Source organism: Nitrospirota bacterium, assembly GCA_040752355.1.
Lineage (GTDB): Bacteria > Nitrospirota > Thermodesulfovibrionia > Thermodesulfovibrionales > Dissulfurispiraceae > JBFMCP01.
Window position 1 is genome coordinate 84,029 of record JBFMHE010000009.1, and the last position, 18,202, is coordinate 102,230.

Below are 18,202 nucleotides of genomic sequence, written 5' to 3' on the forward strand. Positions count from 1 at the left end.
CGGTATTCTAGAGATTCCTGGGTCGTATCGGGACAGGCTGCTGGAGCCGCTTGCCGGTCGGCATCTTCCGGACATCGATACCGGGAAGCCTCCAGAACTTGTTGAAGTAGGTGTCGCCGGCAAGGCGGGACGCGAAGTCGTCCCAATTCTTCAAGAGCCGCTCTCTATCGAAGAGGAACTCATCGCGCGACGAGCCGGAGTACTCGTACACCTCGGTAAGAACGAGGGCGCAGACAGGGCAGACCTCCTCGCAATACCCGCAGTAGATGCAGCGCAACGCCTCTATCTCGTACCGCTCCAGGACCCTGCTGCCATCCTCCTGCTCCCGATAGCCGACGCTGATGCACCGGGAGGGGCAGACCGTCGCGCACTTCAGGCAGGCGACGCATTTATCGCTCCCTGTGCCGGGGTCCCTCACCAGGGCGTGCCGTCCGCGGAAGCCGGGGAACGGCTCCCGTTTTTCCTCGGGATACTGCCGTGTCACCGCAGGGGTGAACATCGACTTGAGCGTAAGGGACATGCCCTTCAGTATCTCGACGAGGAATACCCTCCTCGCCAGCTCTTTCAGTTTCATAGCAACCCGTCCCTTATCATAGAACGCTTCCCGTGGTGGACGAAGGGCATCGCCTCCTCACCGGTCGCACTCCCCGAGTACGATATCGATGGTCCCGATATTCGCAACGACATCCGCGACGAGGTGCCCCTCGCAGAGCTTCGGCAGCACCGAAGCATGGACAAAGGAGGGCGCCCGCACCCGCATCCGGTACGACCTGCCGCTGCCGTCGCTCACGATATAGAACCCGAGCTCGCCCTTCGGCACCTCGGTCGCCGCGTAGATCTCGCCCTCGGGCACGAGCACTTCCTGTTCGCCGGAGAGAGAGATGAAGGCGTGCTCTGCCGACATATCGGGCGCCAGCTTCGCATGCCCCTCCGCAGACATGTCGAGCTCCGGCGCGTTCTCGGCGAGTATCGGCCCCTGGGGGAGCTTCACGAGACACTGCCGGATGATGCGGTTCGACTGCCGCAGCTCCTCCATCCTGCACCGGTACCGGTCATAGACATCGCCGTTCCTGCCGACCGGCACCTCGAACTCGACCTCGCCATAGGCATCATAGGGCGCATACTTCCGCACATCGTAATCAACCCCCGACCCCCTGAGCGTGGCGCCGGTCAATCCCCAGTTTACGGCCTCTTCCGCGCTGATCACCCCGATACCTTTCGTCCGCTGGAGCCATATCCTGTTCTGGTCGAGCAGCGTCTCGTACTCCTCGATCCGCGAGGGGAACTGTTCGGTGAAGGCATGCAGCCTCTCGAGGAACTCGTCCGAGACATCGCACCGCACCCCGCCTATGCGGGGATAGCTCACCGTGAGCCGTGCGCCGATGGTCATTTCGAAGAGATCGATCAGGACTTCGCGCTCCCTGAAGGAGTAGAGGAAGACCGTCATCGCGCCGATATCGAGGGCGTGCGTCCCGAGCCAGATGATGTGGCTGCTTATCCTCGCCATCTCGCACATGATCGTCCGGAGGCACTTCGCCCTCTCGGGGACCTCGATAGCGAGGAGCTTCTCGACCGCGAGGCAATACCCCACGTTGTTCGCCATGCTCGAGATGTAGTCGAGCCGGTCCGTGAGCGGCAGGGCAGCGGTATAGGTCCGGTCCTCGGCGAGCTTCTCGACTCCCCGGTGCAGGTAGCCGATATGGGGCGTGCATTTGAGGACCGTCTCGCCCTCGAGCTCGAGCACAAGGCGCAGCACCCCGTGGGTCGCAGGGTGCTGCGGCCCCATGCTGATGGTCAGCTCCTGTTCCTTTGGCTCTTTCGTACGTTCCGGCATCACGCTCGTCGCTGCTGCGCCGTTAATAGATCGCTCCGAACTCGACGGTCTCTTTCGCGAACTTCTCGCGCTTCATCGCCGAAGCCTCTGCCGCCGATACCCAGTGGAGGGCATGGGCCGTGCACTTCGTGACGCACGCGGGCTTGAGGCCCTTATCGATCCTGTCCCTGCAGTAGTCGCACTTTATCACTTTCCCCACCTCGGGGTCCCACTGGGGAACGCCCCAGGGGCAGGCGGTAATGCACGACTTGCACCCGACGCAGAGCGACTGCTCCACGAAGACGATGCCGTCCTTCGCGCGCTTCTGCATGGCGCCGGTAGGGCATGCCGAGGCGCACCACGGTTTCTCGCAATGGAAACAGGGCATGAAGACGAACTGCATCTTCGGAATGCCCCGCGCCATCTTGGGGCCGACCGGGATGATCCTGCAGAACCGCGGCCCCACCGGAAGGCTGTTTTTCGTTTTGCAGTGCACCTCGCAGGCATAGCAGCCGATGCACCGCCTCTGATCCTGGTATATGTAATACTGACTCATACTCGCTCCTCCTTACTTCGCCTTTTTCACTTTGACCATGCATTCGAGGTACGCCACGCCGCCGCCGACCGGATCGACGGTCTCGAGCAGCCCGGTCTCGAGCTTGGTATCTCTGAGCCCCTTCTTGAACGACCTCGTCTTGAGGGGTATCTCGCTGCCGAACCCGTGCAGCATGAAGACCGCTTCGGGATGGATGAACGGGGTGACCTTGGCCCTGATCCTGCCGCTGTAGCCGTCGGCGGACACCTCCACCATGTCGCGGTCCTTTATCCCGAGGGCGTCCGCCTCCTCGTCGTTGATCCAGAGGACGTTCTCGGGGACGATCTCGTTGAGATAGAGGTTGTTCTGCGACTGTGCGTGGGCGTGCACCGCGGTCCTGCCGAAGGTCAGCCTGAACGACCCCTCCGCAGGCTTCTTCGGGCTCACATACGGCGCGAGCGACGCGAAGCCGTTCTTCGCGAGCGCCTGCGAGAGGATCTCGATCTTGCCCGAGGGGGTCTTGAACTTCAGGTCGTTCCGGTCCATCATGATCGGCTTCCGCGCGAGGCCTACCGACCCCTTATCAGCGAAGTCCTCGATCTTGACGCCGGTCCCTTCGAGCTGGTAGTTCCAGATATCCTCGATGCTGTTGTACGGGAAATACTGGCCCGCTCCCATCCGCTCCGCGATGAGCTTGAAGATCTCCCAGGCGGGCTTGCTGTCATACCGCGGAGAGACCGCCTGCCGCCTCATGATGAAGCTCGGCTTGGGGCCTTTCTGCACCGCCAGGATGTTCGACCGCTCGAGGTAGGTCGCCTCCGGGAGGATGACATCCGCATACCACGCTGTCTCGCTGTAGTTCACATCGATCGAGACGAGGAGGTCGAGGTTGTCGAGCACCTTTTTCTGGGCTTCGGGATCGGGGAGCGCAGACAGGGGATCGAAGCGGTAGGCGAAAAACGCCTTGATGGGATAGGGCTCACCCGTCCGTATGGCCTTGTAGAGGTTGACGACATGGCCGGTGCCCATCGTCCTGCCCGCCATATCCGCATCGACGATCTTGTCCTGTACATCGGGGATGATGTCGCCGAGGGACTTCAGGCCCTTTGCCCCGGCGTCCTTGGCGCCTTTCGCAATGATCAACCCGCCCTTGGTCTCGATGCTCCCCAGGAGCGCATTCAGGAGGTAGAGCGCGCGGCTCGCATAGAACGAATCGATGTAGCGGGCGAGCATCCACCCGCCGTGGAAGATCACCTTCGGCTTGTCGTTGCTCACTTCCTTCGCGAGGTTGACGATCTCGTGGGCAGGGATGCCGGTCTCCTTCTCCGCCCACTCGGGGGTGTACGGCGCGACGAACGTCTCGAGCTCCACCAGGCCGGTCACCCATTTGTTGACGAAGTCGGCATCGTAGAGCCGCTCTTTCAGGATCACATGGATCAGGGCGAGCGTAAAGGCGTAGTCGGTGCCGGGCCTGATCATCAGGAACTTGTCGGCCTTTGAGGCGGTGACCGTCGCCCTCACGTCGATATAGGTGAGCTTCGCCCCTGCATTGAGCGCATCCAGGACGTTGTTCACCTCTTTCACCTGAATCGATTCGAAGATGTTTCTTCCGAAGAGCACGATATGGTCCGTATTGGCGAAGTCGTAGCTCAGCTCGCCGCGGCCGTACCCGAAGAGCGACTGGGCCGCTATGTTCACATTCTTGGCGCAGGAGTCGTCGTGGTCGAGATAGTTGGGGGAGCCCAGCGCCTTGACGAAGCTCTTGGTCAGGTCGGTGAAGGGCCCGCTCCGGTCGGCGAGGGCTATCGCCCTGGCGCCGTACTGCTCTTTTACCCCCTGCAGCCGCTCGGCGATATAGTCGAGCGCTTCATCCCAGGTCGCCTTCCTCCACTGCCCCGATCCGCGCGCGCCGGTCCTGATCATCGGGTGCTGGGGCCGCTCGGCATCGTACTCGAAGGCGAGTCCTGCGGATCCCTTGGCGCAGAGGGCCCCCTCCATACCCGGGACATGAGGGCTCCCCTCGATCCACTTGACCACCCCGTCCTCTGTCTCGACCCGTATCGGGCAGCGCACCGCGCACATGCCGCACAAACTGTATACTGATGCTGTTTCTCCCATACTCATTCCCTCCGGAAGGCTCCTTGGTTATCCACCTATTGAAAATAGTGTTATGTTCGCTGCTGCCCGCTCTCCCCCTCTGCAGTAAAGGGAATGCAGAAGCGAGCGGGGGGAGAGCATTCTCGTCTTCTGCATTCCCGGCATTATATCCCCCGCCGGAGCGGGAGATTATAATACACCCGATTCCTTATTATACAATGTTCCTTCTAGTAAACTCCCAGCAGGTTCAGCGCCAGCAGGAGCAGTCCGGCCACCGCCACTCTCTTGACCACGAGCGGGCTCACCCGCTTCGCGATCTGCGGGGCGATGAAGCCGCCCAGTATCGCCGCAGGGAACATGATCAGGAAGAAGACGAGGTCGAAGTTGCCGAACTGGTAGTGGCGCATGGTCCCCATCAGGGTGTTGAAGAAGATCGCCAGGAGCGAGCTCCCGACGACGACATACATCGGAAGGCCCAGGCCCACGGTCATGAGCGGCACCATGAAGGGGCCGCCGCCGAACCCGAACATGGATGAAACAATGGCGATCAGAAATCCGCCGAGGCATCCGAGAAATATATTTACCTTAAATTCGTGTCCCCAGAATTCTACGGTCATAGCAGCCCTCCTTTATTTCGCTTCCGCAGGGGCCGTTTTGCCCTTGGCGGCGTCTTCAGCCTTCTTCTTGAACTCCTTCAGGATCGCCTGCTCCTTCTTGTTCTTGGCGATGTAGCCCGGCGTGGTCTGCCAGAACATCAGGCCGGCGAGGATGACCAGGATCCATCCGAAGACGAACTTGAACTGGTCGAGCGTAATCATCTCGGTCAGCTTCGGGCCGATGAAACCTCCCACGACCATCGCCATGCCGATGGCGACGCCGAGCTTCCAGCTGATGAACTTTATCTTCGAATAATTGTAGATACCGCTGCCCTGCGAGAAGAGCACGGTGGGCATGACGGTGCCTGCAACGATCGTGTGCGGCAGGGGCCAGATCGAGACGAGCAGGGGGTTCATGATGAATCCGCCGCCGGCGCCCATGAGAACGCCGAAGATCGCGATCGCCAGGGTGAGCAGGAACGGCCCGAAGAGGTTGAGGCTCGTGCCCGCGTTGCTCAGATAGACGACCGGGAAGCCGATGTTGTTCTCGAAGGTCGCGGGCTGGCTCTTCGCATTCTTGTCGACGGCGGCGACGATGAAGTACTTGCCGGGAGCGAGGCCCTCCCTGATCTTTATATCCGCTTTGTACGTACCGTCGGGGTTAACCACCACATCGGCGGCCAGCACCTTGTTCGCATCCCTGAAGCGCGCCTTCACCAGCTGCATGGAGCGCTTCTTGTTCTCCTTCTCGTCCATGGCGGGAAGCAGCTCGCCGCGCGAGCCGATGATGCTCCCCATGAGGGTCGCCTGGTACCGGTCGATCTTCGCCTTGCCCGGCACGGAATAGACGGCGTCGGCGCCCACATCCTTCAGCGCCTTCGAGAAGCTCCACTTCTTCCCCTCTTTCTTCACCTTTTCGAGGTTGTCCTTCTGGTCCTGCGGGACGAAGATCTTGTAGTACGCAGGCATTTCATAAGTCATATAGAGGACATAGGGTCTCTTGCCGGTATCCTTGTCCACATCCGAATCGAAGCGGGATGCCCGGACGGTCTTCTCGGCCCAGACCTCGAGATAGACCGGCTTCCCTGCCGGGGCAGTACCGGTCACCGCGATGGTTCCGCCGTTGTTCAGTGTTGTCTTATCGAGCTGTATCGTAACGTTCTCCGCTGTCGCTGCTGCCGGTGCTTCGGCCTTTGCCGGCTCCTGAGCCGCGGGGGCTTTCGCGTCCTGCGGCTTCTGAGCGAACGCACCGTTCTGATAGAGCATGATCACGGTTGCACAAAGGGCAATTGCCATTGCCACCCAGAAACGTTTCATAAAGGTTCCTCCCTTTTTTCTCCTTTTTTGCTGCCCTGCGGAGGGCGCCTGCGTCCCCCCTTCCTTCACTGATACCTGCCTAGTTGCCGTTTTGTGGTATCGTTCCCCCTCAACACCCTCCTCTCTTGTCCGGCATGGAGCAACACTTAAGTTTTTCTTATCCGGCCATAAAAAACAGCAATAACTATGCCATAAAAAAGGAGCAGAGGTGCTGTACTTAACCTTTGATTTAACATGGAATTTACCCTGCTGCGGGAGAGAATCGGGGAGGGGAACTGTCCCATTTGGGACAGGCCGAACAGAAAGCTGTCCCAAATGGGACAAAACGCAGGACAACGGATCGAGATGCTTCATAAGAGTGGGGAGGACAGAGTGCTGGAGCGGCTTGATCAGTCCAGGCGAAATCCAGGGATGGTGAAGCGGACTGATCCAGCCTCGCAGACGGGCCGGATGCCTGTCGAGAATGAAGTGGAAGCACTCTGTCCTCCCCACTCTCAGGCCAAGAGTTACGGGTAGACTTACGCGAGCACGCTGCCGCTATCGTCCTCGGTTTCCTCGCCGGTCGAAAGGAGACCGTGGTTCTTCATCTTCGTCCTGAGCTGCTTCCTCGATATCCCGAGGATCTCGGCCGCCTTCGTCTGGTTCCAGGCAGTCCGCTCCAGAGCGCGGACGAGGAGCCGCTTCTCCATCTCGACGAGGTTGAAGGTCTCCTCCCCCTGCCGCTCCGGCGCATGCAGGTCGCGGATATTCCGGGGCAGGTACTGGAAGGTTATCGTATCGGAGGGACAGAGCACCACGGCGCGCTCGATCATATTTTTGAGCTCCCGCACGTTGCCGGGCCAGTCGTGCTCCATCATAGCCCTCATCGCCTCGCTGTCGACGGCGGAGATCGTCTTCTTGTTCGCCTCGTTGAACTCCCCGAGAAAGTGGCCGACGAAGAGCGGGATGTCCTCTTTCCTCTCCCTGAGCGGCGGGATGCCGACCGTAACGACGTTGAGCCGGTAGAAAAGGTCCTCCCGGAAGGCCCCTCGCTTCACCTCCGCTTCCAGGTCGCGATTGGTGGCGGCGATGATCCTGACGTCGACCTTGATCCGGTTCTTTCCGCCGATGCGGAGGATCTCGCGCTCCTGGAGGAAGCGGAGGAATTTCTTCTGCGTATTCGGGGAGAGCTCGCCGATCTCGTCGAGAAATATGGTGCCGCCGTTGGCGAGCTCGATCTGGCCCGCCTTCTGCCCGTAGGCGCCGGTGAACGCTCCCTTTTCGTGGCCGAAGAGCTCGCTCTCGAGGAGCTCTTCCGGGAGCGCCGCGCAATCGATCGGGATGAACGGCCCGTTCGCCCGCATCGATTCGTAATGGATCGCCTTTGCCACCACCTCTTTCCCGGTGCCGCTTTCACCCGTGATCAGCACGCTGGAGTCGCTCTTCGCCACCGTTTCGATCAGGGCATACAGGTCCTGCATGGCATGGCTCTTGCCGATGATGTTCTTGAAGCTGTGGCGCTCCCTGAGCTGGGACTTGAGCGAGAGGTTTTCGAGGATCAGCCGGTGCTTCTCGACCGCCTCCCTGGTGACGGTCAGCAGCTGGTCGGGATTGACCGGCTTCGCGAGATAGCTGAAGGCCCCCCTTCTCATCGCCTCCACCGCGCGCTCGATGGTGCCGTAGGCGGTGAGCATGATAACCGGCACTCCGTTCTCCTTGTTCTTGAGCTCCTGCAGGAAATCGACGCCGCTCATGCCGGGCATTTTATAGTCGGTGATGATCGCGTCGAACTCCCGCCGCGCCAGCTTCTCGACCGCCTCTTCAGCAGTGCGGGCCGTGGTAACCTCATAGCCGTTCTGGCCGAGTATGGCGGAGAGCACCTTGCGCGTATTCGCCTCGTCATCGACGAGCAGTATCCTTCCCTTACTGTTTTCCATGATCGCTTCCTTGCCGGTCTCCGAGCGGCAGGGTGATCGCCACCTCCGTGCCCTTGCCCGGTGCGCTCACCACGGCGATATCCCCCTTGTGGTCCTTCACGATCCGTTCGACACAGGCGAGGCCGAGACCCGAGCCCCGGGTCTTGGTAGTAAAGAAGGGCTTGAAGATCTGGGAAAGTGCCTCCTCGCTGATCCCTGCTCCCGTATCTTTTACCACAAGGCGCACCCGGGAGTCAAAAGTCTCGGTGGCGACCCTCACCGTATCGCCCGCATCGGTGCTCTCGAGGGCGTTCACCAGCACGTTGAGCAGCGCCTGCTTCAGCTGCTGCGGATCGAACCTGAAGGCAGGGATCCGTTCATCGAGGGCGAGCGCCACCTCCACGTTGCGCTCGGTCGCCTCCTGGCGGACGAGGTCCACCGTCTCGCTCACCAAGCGGTTGATATCGGCGACCTGCAGGTTCAGCGGGATCGGCCGTGCGTACCTGAGGATGCTCGTCACGATCTCGTTCAGCCGCTTGGTCTCGTCATCGATGACCGACAGGAACTCCCTGAGCACCTCGCCCTCGAAATTCTGCTTGAGGTACGAGACCGAGCCCCGGATGGCATTGAGGGGGTTTTTTATCTCGTGGGCGACGGTCATCGACATCTCGCCGAGCGCGGAGAGCTTTTCGAGCCGCGTCTTTTCCTTATTGCTCTCCTCCAGCTCCCGGATACTGCTCTTGAGCTTCTTGATCATTTCGTTGAAGCCCTCGACGAGCTCTCCCACTTCATCGCCGCAGGAGCCGAGATAGACGATGCACTTCCTGCAGTCGCATATCTTCTCCGACATCTCCCCTTGAACGGTGCCGAAGCACATGGTCCCCGGTATGGTCCAGCACCGCTTCCTGCCGTAGGCAGGACACTCCCTCGTTCTGCAGTTGAGCACCGCGGCGCAGTCCAGGATATTCTCGGAGGGGATCTCGACGTCGAGGTTGCCTGCCTGAACGAGCTCCATCTGCTGCTTCAGCTTCCGCATCGGCGTCGCCAGGAACCGGGCGAGGCTGTAGGCGCCCCAGATCCCGGCGATCATGATGCCGAGAGAGACGAGGAGAATATATTTCTTCAGCCCGCTCAGATTGCTCTCGATGGTGGTCCGGATCGCTTCGCGCGAGAAGCCGACGATGACCGTTCCGATCACGTCATAGCCCGCCTTTACGGGGATAATGATCTCCCGGATATCTTCGGCACCCGGCAGATCGACGATCCGTTCCTCGCCCCGCTGCACGGCGAGCGTGACCTGCCGGTCGTTCCCGCTCTGGATGAACTCCCCCAGGAGCTTCCGGTTCGTATGGGCCACCGTCCTCCGCTCTCCGTCGATAACGGCGGCATACACGCACGCCGGGGTCTGCCCTGTCGTCCTGACGAGCTCATCGAGCCTGAGCGGGTCCATGACCATCAGCGGCTCGACAACATCATTGGCGAGTTTCTTGGCGAGCACGAGACTGTTGCTGTCCATCTCGGCCTTGAGCGCCTTGCGCTGGTGGGTGACGATCAGCGCATTGAAGATGACCATGATGATGAAGATGAGAAAGACCACCGAGACCGAAAACTTCTGGACGAGGCTCATCGCCCGGAAGCGGTTCTTCATGTTGAGCTTGAGCGCGCAATGCATGGTCAGTACTGTTTGAGGGCGTTGAACTCGGCCTCGTTCGCTGCCTTGAACCGCTTGACCCCCGCAGCCTCCAGTATCTCCCGGTCATCGAGACCGATCAGGAGGAGCTTCACCCGGTGCACCAGCGACGGGCTCAGCGTCCCGCAGTGCGCAAAGGGCCAGTTGGGAAGCGGTGCGGTACGGGCGAGCACCCGTATCTTCCGCATGTCTATTTCATCCTTGACCACGTCCAGCGCCGACTCGCGCACAAAGCCGGCGTCAGCCTCTCCCTTGTAAACGCCCAGGATGACCTTCTCCTGCCGCTTCGCATCCACGATCTTCATGTCCCGCTCGGTATCGAGGCCCGCCTGCATCAGGAAGAGCCGCTGGGAGAGATACCCCCCCGCCGATTTCGGCGAGGTGATGAGCACCCGCCTGTTCTTCAGTCCCCGTACATCCTTTATGGCGCTGTCGCTCCGGGTGATGATCACGCCCCTGAAGCGGTCTCCGGCCTCCATGTATTCGTCCACGGTGGTGACCAGCGGCGTGATATCCGTCTCCCGGTCGATCAGCGCGAAGATATAGGGATTCTGGTAGGAGAAGTCCACGGCCCGCCGTTTCACCGTCCGGACGAAGTCGTCGAAATCCCTGGGGATCACCAGCTTGAACTCGTAGCCCGTCTTCCGCGAGAGATGGCGCATGAGCGGATCGTACTTGTTGTAGATCGTCACCGCTGAATAGAGCGGCAGCACGGCCACCTTGATCGTTTTGGGCCCGTACTCGATATAACTCTTGCCGGTGAGGTTCTTCAGCATGACCCGGATGACATCGAAATCCCTGTCTTCCGCAGCGGTAAACTCCATCTCCTTATCGATCGCGAAAAGGGTATCCCTGCCCTCTCCGACGGTGAGGCTCCTGACCACCGCGCTCCTGAGATGCGCCGGAAGCACCGCCGAGGCACAGAGGACGAACTGGGGCACGATCTCCGACCGCTTGATGATCTTCAGCCCGTCGTCGGCATACTTCATCGCCACCGCCTCGCTCATCGCTCCCACCTCGTACGTACCGATGAGGACCGAAAGGGCCACCCGGTCCTCCTGCTCAAGGTAACTGGCGGAGGCGAGATCGTTTATCCCGATGCCCACGTCATTCAGCATGGCGAGGGGAATGAGATAGCTGAACGAGGATTGGCGGCTGCCGAAGGCGAGCCGCTTACCCTTGACCTCGACGATCTTTTCGATGGGGCTGCTGCTCTTCGCGACCAGCACGCTCCGCGACGACGCACTCCCTTTTCCCGAGGACCTGACCAGGGGAGCGACCCGGGCGCCATAGCGCGCCCTCACCTCGCAGTATGTTGCGGGATCGAGATACGCCATATGCACCTGGCCGCTTCCGAGCTCGTTAATGGCGGACTCGTAGTCCTTGGCGATCCGGATGACCACCGGCACGTTCAATGACCGCTCGAGGTAATATTTGAGCGGCAGGAACCGCTGGTACATGGCGCCGGCGCTCTCGACCGGCAGGATGGAGAGGACAAGCGGAGGAGCGCTCGAATCCGAAGGCGCCTGCCGTCCGGCGGCTGCAGGGCGCGGGGCGCTATCGTTCTGACCTGAGCAGGAGAAAAGCCACACGACGGAAAACAGAAGAGAAAGCACCGTGCGGAGGCGTACAGAGAAGTCAAAGACTCGTTTGCCTTTGCAGTATTTCCTGACTGCTGATTGCCGACTGCTGATTGCTGCCTTGTGCTTCACTTCAAGAATTCTTCTGAAAACATGTTGTGGCTTCTCTCGCGGCCGATCGTGGATGAGGGACCGTGCCCGGGGAGCACCTTCGTCGAATCCGGCAGCTCCATAAGCCGGCGGAAGGACTGCTTCAGCCTGTTTATATCGCCCCCGTGGAAGTCGGTCCGGCCTATGGAGCCCGCGAAGAGCGTGTCACCCGTAACGGCAACCCCCTCGCTGTACAGGCATATACCCCCGGGACTGTGGCCCGGCGTATGGAAGACGCGGAACTGCAGGTTCCCTACCGCTATCGTATCGCCGTCGCGCACGAAGAGATCGGGCTCGGGCTGCGTTTCTGCAGCAAACCCCCAGAGCGCGCCCATCTCCTTGGCAGCGGCATAAATCTCGAGGTCGTCCTTGTGGAGCACTACCCGGGCCCCGGTCTCCTGTTTCATATCGATGACCGCTCCCACGTGGTCGAAATGTCCATGAGTGCAGACGATATACTGAAGGTCGAGCCCCTGCTGCCGTATAAGGTCCATGATCCGGTCAGGCTCATCGCCCGGGTCGACGACCAGGGCCTTCCTCGTCTCTTCATCGGCAATGATGAAGCAGTTCACCTGGAGAGGCCCTACCACCACTGTCTTGATAACCATCGAACCTCCCCTCCTCTTACTCCTGACTTCTGGCTCCTGAATTCTGGATTCTGGATTCCAGCCTCTTGCTCCTTACTTTATTTATGATATACCCCATTTCTTCGCTTTTTAGCAAATAAGCGGCGGTGAAGTACACCACCATGCAGAAAGCCATGGCGCCGCCGAGGTACGCTGCCTTGTAGAGGCCCTGCCCGCTCGCCATCCAGAGATCGCTCTGCGCAGCGCTCCACCCTGCCGCTCCCATAACGGCAGAGGCGAGGAGCGTCTTCCCGAAGGAGAGGCCGATCCCCGCTGCTCCCATACCGCCGAGCCTCGTGCGCAGCAGGGAGAAGAGCATCAGGAAGTTGACCCCCGCGGCGAGGGCATTGGCGAGGGCGAGCCCCTTGTGCTGCATCGGCCCCATGAGGAGCAGGCTCAACCCTATATTGACGAGCATCGCCGCCGCCGCGACCTTCACCGGGGTCCGGGTGTCCTGTATGGAATAGAAGGCAGCCGCTATCGTCCTCACCCCGACGATAGCGCCGATGCCGAGGGCATAGAACATCAACGCGTCGGCAGTGGCTATCGTCGCTTCAGGACCGAACCTCCCCCGCTGGAAGAGCGTGGCGACGATGGGAATCTTCAGGGCGATGAGGCCGGCCATCGCCGGGATGGTAATGAAGAAGAGGAGGCGGAGCGCGAAAGAAAAATCCTCTTTCAGCTTATCCATCTCGCCGCGGACCGAATGCTCCGAGAGGGCGGGCAGCACCGCCATGCCCATGGCGACGCCGAAGATGCCGATGGGGAATTGGATGAGCCGCATCGAATAGTACAGATAGGTTATGCTCCCTTCGGGAAGGTACGAAGCGAGGATGGTGCTTATGAATATGTTGATCTGGTTCACCGCAAGCCCCGCCGTGGCCGGAATGACAAGGATCCCGATCCGCTTGAGCCCCGGATGCCACAACGGCCGTGATGCGTGATGGATACCCGGCAATGGCTGATGGCTGACGGCTGACGGCTGATTGCCGACTGCTGATTGCCGGCCCCTGAAAAAGTAGTATCCTTGCTTCAGGAACGACGGGACCTGGAAGAGAAACTGAACCAAGCCGCCCGCGACGATGCCGACCGCAACGGCGATGATGGGGCTCTCGAACCGGTCCGCGAGCGACAGCACGCAGACGATCGTGACCACATTGAGCATGGCCGGCGCCAGGGCCGGAATAAAGAAGACCCTCCGCGTGTTGAGCGCCCCCATGGCGAGCGCGGCAAGGCTGATGAAGAGGAGAAAGGGGAACATGATCCTCGTCAGGAGGACTGCGGTGGAGAACTTGCCCGGGTCGTCGAGAAAGCCGGGTGCGATCACCGTGACGAGGGCGGGGGCGAAGACGATGCCGAGCACGCAGAGGAGCCCTACCGCGACGAGGATGAAGAGGAACACCGAGCGGGCGAGCCTGTTCGCCTCTTCGTGCCCGTGCTTTGTCTGGTATTCCGTCAGCACGGGAACGAAGGCCGACGACATCGAGCCCTCGGCAAAGAGCTCCCTGAGAAGGTTCGGTATCCTGAAAGCGACGAAGAAGGCGTCGGCGACGGCCGTAGCGCCGAAGATCCCGGCGAGGATCATATCCTTTATATAGCCGAGGATCCGGCTGATAAAGGTGGCGATGGACATGACCCCTGCCGCCCGTGCTATTCTTCCCTTGGCGCTCATACACTCATCGGTATTATAACAATATAGTGTTATACGGTGTGCCGCGGCAGCCGGCCAGGCGGGGCGATCATGACCGGCTCGCTTCGGCGCCTCTACTCGGCTGCGTGGGATGCCCTCAGGCGGTGGCGGACGATCTCGACGACGCCCGGCATGATGGAAACAACGATAATGGCGAGTATGGCGAGCGAGAAGTTCTCCTTGACCAGGGGCAGATTGCCGAAGAAATAGCCGGCCAAGACACATACCGCAATCCATAAAATGCCGCCGATGATGTTGTAGCTTATGAAGCGCCGGTAGGTCATGCGTCCGATACCCGCCACAAAGGGGGCGAAGGTACGGACGATCGGCACGAAACGGGCGATGATGATCGTCTTGCTCCCGTACTTCTCATAGAAATGATGGGTGCGCTCGAGATGCTTCTTGTTCAGGAAGCGCACATCATCCCTGCAGAACACCTTCGGCCCCACCAGGGAGCCGATCCAGTAATTGACCGTATCCCCGGCCACCGCCGCGATCGTAAGGAGCACCAGGAGCGACGACAGGTCGAGCGCTCCCATCGCCGCAAAGGTCCCTGCGGCAAAGAGCAGCGAGTCGCCGGGCAGAAAGGGCGTGACCACGAATCCGGTCTCGCAGAAAATGATGAGGAAGAGGATTACGTAGGTCACCGTGCCGTACTGCTGAATGACCATACTGAGATATTTGTCCAGGTGCACGAAGATATCGATAAAGCCGGCAATCAATTCCATGGGCGCTCCTTAGTGGCGTCGTCCGATAATGATTCTCTCGATTCCTGCATAGTCTTTTACGGTCTCGATACCGCTCAAGCCCGCTTTCACGGCCATCGCTTCGACACTGCGCGCCTGGCCGAACCCCATTTCGAGTACGAGTATCCCGTTCTCTCGAAGACGGGCAGGCGCCTGCCCGAGTATCTTCCGGTAGAATTCGAGCCCGTCCGGCCCTCCGTCGAGCGCTTCGTAAGGCTCGTACTCCTTTACCTCCCGCTGCAGCGTCGCTATCTCGCTCCTCGCAATATAGGGAGGGTTAGAGACAATGCAGTCGAACTGCCGGGAGCGTACCGGGTCGAACAGATCGCCCCATCTGAAATGAACATTCCCGATACCGTTTTCGAGCGCGTTCTGCGTCGCATACACCAGCGCCGCTTCTGACTGATCGACGCCATACACCTCGGCATCGGGGAAATGCTTTGCAAGCGCGAGAGCGATGCACCCGCTGCCGGTGCAGAGGTCGAGAATGGCGCTCGGTGAGGGGTGATGGGTAACAGGTAAACCATCAGATTCTGAACCCTGCTCTCCATAGCTCATGACCCGTGACCCATGACCCATGACCCGTTTTATCGTCTCTTCCACGAGCAGCTCGGTCTCGGGCCGCGGGATGAGCACGCCCGGCCCTACGTTGATGCGCAGACCATGGAACGGGACATGCCCGATGATATACTGGAGCGGCTCGCCCTTAAGCCGCCGGGCAGCTCCGGCGTCGACTGCGGCGGAAAGGGCAGCGGGCAGCTCCGGGTTATCGGCATACAGCCTCGCCTTACCGACAGGGAGCAGCTCCGCAACGAGCAGTGCAGCCTCTGCAGGAGCATCCTCGATTCCGTTCTCTTCGAGAACATCCGAAACCTCTTTTATTTTCTGAAGGGCCTTCATGGGGAAGCTCCACATCTCAAACTGCACATGACAACCAAAGGCTCAGAGAGAGTTCGGGACTCTGGGTTTTGGGCATCTGCGTTCATTGGGAATCTGGTAGTTGGTGTTTGGCATTTACACCGTTACAGTTCCTTCAGCCGCTCGGCCTGGTAGTGGGTGATCAGGGCGTCGATAACATCGTCGAGATCGCCCTCGAGCACCTGCTCCAGCTTGTGAAGGGTGAGCCCTATGCGGTGGTCGGTGACCCTGTTCTGGGGATAATTGTAGGTCCGGATGCGCTCGCTCCGGTCTCCGGAGCCGACCTGCGTCTTCCTGTCTGCGGCACGCTCCTTCTCCTTCTTCTCTATCTCGAGCTCGAGCAGCCGGGACCGCAGCACCTTCAGGGCCTTTTCCCGGTTCTTCAGCTGGGAGCGCTCATCCTGGCACTGCACCACCATGCCGGTAGGGATATGCGTGATCCTCACCGCGGAATAGGTGGTGTTGACGCTCTGCCCCCCGGCGCCGGAAGAGCAGAAGGTGTCGATCCTCAGATCCTTCTCCTCTATCCTGATATCCACCTCTTCTGCTTCGGGCAGCACCGCCACGGTCGCCGCCGAGGTATGGATCCTTCCCGACGCCTCGGTCACCGGCACACGCTGCACGCGATGCACGCCGCTCTCGTACTTCAGCCTGCTGTAAGCGCCCTTGCCGGTTATATTCGCGACCACCTCTTTCAGGCCGCCGAGGCCGGTGGGGCTGGAGTCGATGATCTCGATCTTCCACCGCCGCGACTCGGCATACTTGGAGTACATCCTGAAAAGGCTCGCTGCAAAGAGCGACGCCTCTTCGCCGCCGGTGCCCGCCCTGATCTCGAGGATAACGTTCCGGTCGTCTCTCGGGTCTTTCGGGAGCAGCATGATCTTGAGCTCGCTCTCGAGGAGCGGTTTTCTGCTCTTCAGCTCCTCGAGCTCCTCCCGGGCGAGGTCGCGCAGGTCGCCGTCGCCGTCACTGCTCCTCATGAGCTCTTCCGCCCCCTCCATATCGGAAAGGAGCTTCTTGTACTCCCTGAGCTTTTCGACGAGAGGGGCGAGCTCAGCCTGCTCCCGGGAATACTTCTGGTACGCCTGGGCGTTCGAGAGGACCTCGGGGTTCACCAGTGCCGTGGTGATGTCCTCGTATTTTGCTTCGATGGCGAGCAGTTTATCTAACATGTCGTTCCTCTGGCATGCCGTTCCTCTGGCCCTGTGCAGTGCGTGCAGGCCTCCCGGGGAGGCGCTGCATCCGCGCCCTCCAGCTTCAGCACCTCGTTCATGGCGGTCAGCGCCACCTCGATCTGTGCCGCATCGGGCTCCCGAACGGTGAGACGCTGCAGCAGCAGTCCCGGAAGGACCACCACGCCCATCAGCGGATTATGCTTCATCTTTGCGGAGAGCCTCAGGACCTCATACGACACCCCGGCAATGAGCGGTATGAGCACCAGCCGCGACGCCGCCTTCCCGGCAAAGGACCAGGTCTGCGGGATCGTCGAGAAGACGAGGATGCTGATGACCATGACGATCAGCAGAAAGCTCGTCCCGCACCGCGGGTGGTAGGGCTTGTACTTCTTCGCGTTCTCGACGGTCAGGGCCTCGCCCGCCTCATAAGCGTAGATTACTTTGTGCTCCGCGCCGTGGTACTCGTAGATCCTGCGCATCTCTTTCCAGAGGCCGATCGAGAGGACGTAGAGCAGGAATATCCCCACCCGGATCACGCCGTCGACGAGGTTGAAGAGAACCGAGCTCGTCGAAACGCCCTGGACCACGCCGCCCGTCAGCTTGGTAAGAAAGAGAGGCAGGATAACGAAGAGGGCGACGGCGAGCGCCATTGCCGTGCCGATGGTGAGGGCCATGCTGAGCGGGCTCAGGGGCTTTTCCCCGTCCTTCTCCTGGTACGCCACATTGCCAGAAAATTCTATCGCCTTGATGCCGATCGAGAGCGCCTGCCCCAGCGCGACCACTCCCCGGATGACCGGCAGTTTCAGAAACCGCGACTGCTTCCGGGTCCTCTCGAGCTTGAGGCTGATCTCTCCCCGCGGGTTCCTGACCGCCACGCTCCAGCCGGCGGGGGACTTCATCATCACCCCCTCGATAACCGCCTGTCCGCCGATGTTCTTCATTATTCCTCTGCGGTTTGCTGTTTAACGAATCAATAAAAAAGGGCTAGAGGTGACCCGTCCGGCGGAGGCGTCGTCTCTAACCCTGATCTGTCGCCGCTACTTCTTTGCGTATTTTTTCCTGAACTTATCGACCCTGCCCTCGGCATCCACAAGCTTCTGCTTGCCGGTAAAGAACGGATGGCACTTCGAGCATATGTCCACGCGGATGGCGTCCCTGGTGGTTGACCTGGTGGTAAACGACTCGCCGCAGGCGCAGACAACCTTCGTCTCTTTATAGTTCGGATGGATTCCCTCTTTCACCGTGCAACCTCCTGCTTTAGAATTGAATTATTATTTTACTAAATGGGAAAGCCCTTTGGCAAGGGGCTGACGATCACGGCAGCACACGATTACCTCCTCCACCGGCTCTTGCAGGGCGGGAGCGCACAAAAAC

Annotated in this window: 14 protein-coding genes and 1 pseudogene; all 15 read right to left on the reverse strand. The window is 60.3% G+C overall.

Annotated features, from left to right (window positions below; translation table 11 throughout):
* Positions 1-7 precede the first annotated feature (7 nt).
* Positions 8-574, reverse strand: a complete 567-nt coding sequence (gene nuoI / locus AB1805_08350; protein MEW5745429.1) for an NADH-quinone oxidoreductase subunit NuoI — start codon at positions 572-574, stop codon at positions 8-10.
* A 57-nt stretch (positions 575-631) separates the two neighbouring features.
* Entirely contained in the window at positions 632-1,834 is a 1,203-nt protein-coding gene (gene nuoD / locus AB1805_08355) for an NADH dehydrogenase (quinone) subunit D (protein ID MEW5745430.1), read from the reverse strand.
* 22 nt (positions 1,835-1,856) lie between these two features.
* Positions 1,857-2,369 carry a 4Fe-4S dicluster domain-containing protein gene (locus AB1805_08360; GenBank protein MEW5745431.1) on the reverse strand — a complete coding sequence of 171 codons (513 nt, stop codon included), beginning with the start codon at positions 2,367-2,369 and terminating at the stop codon, positions 1,857-1,859.
* A 12-nt stretch (positions 2,370-2,381) separates the two neighbouring features.
* Positions 2,382-4,466, reverse strand: a complete 2,085-nt coding sequence (locus AB1805_08365; protein MEW5745432.1) for a molybdopterin-dependent oxidoreductase — start codon at positions 4,464-4,466, stop codon at positions 2,382-2,384.
* Between the two features lie 206 nt (positions 4,467-4,672).
* Positions 4,673-6,712: pseudogene (locus tag AB1805_08370) on the reverse strand (sulfite exporter TauE/SafE family protein).
* Between the two features lie 164 nt (positions 6,713-6,876).
* Positions 6,877-8,274, reverse strand: coding sequence for a sigma-54 dependent transcriptional regulator (locus tag AB1805_08375; protein ID MEW5745433.1), 1,398 nt, complete (start codon positions 8,272-8,274; stop codon positions 6,877-6,879).
* The gene (locus AB1805_08380) at positions 8,261-9,901 is read right to left on the reverse strand and encodes an ATP-binding protein (protein ID MEW5745434.1); all 1,641 of its coding nucleotides are present in this window, start codon (positions 9,899-9,901) and stop codon (positions 8,261-8,263) included. The genes AB1805_08375 and AB1805_08380 overlap by 14 nt, the downstream gene beginning before the upstream one ends.
* 26 nt (positions 9,902-9,927) lie before the next feature.
* Complete coding sequence (phnD, locus tag AB1805_08385) at positions 9,928-11,655, reverse strand: phosphate/phosphite/phosphonate ABC transporter substrate-binding protein (protein MEW5745435.1); 1,728 nt, start codon at positions 11,653-11,655, stop codon at positions 9,928-9,930.
* On the reverse strand, positions 11,652-12,281 hold the full coding sequence (locus AB1805_08390; protein MEW5745436.1) for an MBL fold metallo-hydrolase: 630 nt from the start codon (positions 12,279-12,281) through the stop codon (positions 11,652-11,654). Before AB1805_08390 ends, phnD begins: the two co-directional genes overlap by 4 nt.
* A 16-nt stretch (positions 12,282-12,297) precedes the next feature.
* The gene (murJ, locus tag AB1805_08395) at positions 12,298-13,971 is read right to left on the reverse strand and encodes a murein biosynthesis integral membrane protein MurJ (GenBank protein MEW5745437.1); all 1,674 of its coding nucleotides are present in this window, start codon (positions 13,969-13,971) and stop codon (positions 12,298-12,300) included.
* 92 nt (positions 13,972-14,063) lie between these two features.
* On the reverse strand, positions 14,064-14,717 hold the full coding sequence (locus AB1805_08400; protein ID MEW5745438.1) for a DedA family protein: 654 nt from the start codon (positions 14,715-14,717) through the stop codon (positions 14,064-14,066).
* Positions 14,718-14,726: 9 nt separating this feature from the next.
* Positions 14,727-15,635, reverse strand: a complete 909-nt coding sequence (gene prmC / locus AB1805_08405) for a peptide chain release factor N(5)-glutamine methyltransferase (GenBank protein ID MEW5745439.1) — start codon at positions 15,633-15,635, stop codon at positions 14,727-14,729.
* 122 nt (positions 15,636-15,757) lie between these two features.
* Positions 15,758-16,825: a peptide chain release factor 1 gene (gene prfA, locus AB1805_08410; GenBank protein MEW5745440.1), complete on the reverse strand. Its 1,068-nt coding sequence runs from the start codon at positions 16,823-16,825 to the stop codon at positions 15,758-15,760.
* Positions 16,819-17,769, reverse strand: a complete 951-nt coding sequence (locus AB1805_08415) for a DUF1385 domain-containing protein (GenBank protein ID MEW5745441.1) — start codon at positions 17,767-17,769, stop codon at positions 16,819-16,821. The genes prfA and AB1805_08415 overlap by 7 nt, the downstream gene beginning before the upstream one ends.
* A 96-nt stretch (positions 17,770-17,865) precedes the next feature.
* Entirely contained in the window at positions 17,866-18,069 is a 204-nt protein-coding gene (rpmE, locus tag AB1805_08420) for a 50S ribosomal protein L31 (protein MEW5745442.1), read from the reverse strand.
* Positions 18,070-18,202: the final 133 nt, after the last annotated feature.

Coding starts and splice junctions, on each gene's coding strand:
- nuoI (MEW5745429.1), bottom strand. CDS start 574: ATGAAACTGAAAGAGCTGGCGAGGAGGGTATTCCTCGTCGAGATACTG.
- nuoD (MEW5745430.1), bottom strand. CDS start 1,834: ATGCCGGAACGTACGAAAGAGCCAAAGGAACAGGAGCTGACCATCAGC.
- AB1805_08360 (MEW5745431.1), bottom strand. CDS start 2,369: ATGAGTCAGTATTACATATACCAGGATCAGAGGCGGTGCATCGGCTGC.
- AB1805_08365 (MEW5745432.1), bottom strand. CDS start 4,466: ATGGGAGAAACAGCATCAGTATACAGTTTGTGCGGCATGTGCGCGGTG.
- AB1805_08375 (MEW5745433.1), bottom strand. CDS start 8,274: ATGGAAAACAGTAAGGGAAGGATACTGCTCGTCGATGACGAGGCGAAT.
- AB1805_08380 (MEW5745434.1), bottom strand. CDS start 9,901: ATGAAGAACCGCTTCCGGGCGATGAGCCTCGTCCAGAAGTTTTCGGTC.
- AB1805_08390 (MEW5745436.1), bottom strand. CDS start 12,281: ATGGTTATCAAGACAGTGGTGGTAGGGCCTCTCCAGGTGAACTGCTTC.
- murJ (MEW5745437.1), bottom strand. CDS start 13,971: ATGAGCGCCAAGGGAAGAATAGCACGGGCGGCAGGGGTCATGTCCATC.
- AB1805_08400 (MEW5745438.1), bottom strand. CDS start 14,717: ATGGAATTGATTGCCGGCTTTATCGATATCTTCGTGCACCTGGACAAA.
- prmC (MEW5745439.1), bottom strand. CDS start 15,635: ATGAAGGCCCTTCAGAAAATAAAAGAGGTTTCGGATGTTCTCGAAGAG.
- prfA (MEW5745440.1), bottom strand. CDS start 16,825: ATGTTAGATAAACTGCTCGCCATCGAAGCAAAATACGAGGACATCACC.
- AB1805_08415 (MEW5745441.1), bottom strand. CDS start 17,769: ATGAAGAACATCGGCGGACAGGCGGTTATCGAGGGGGTGATGATGAAG.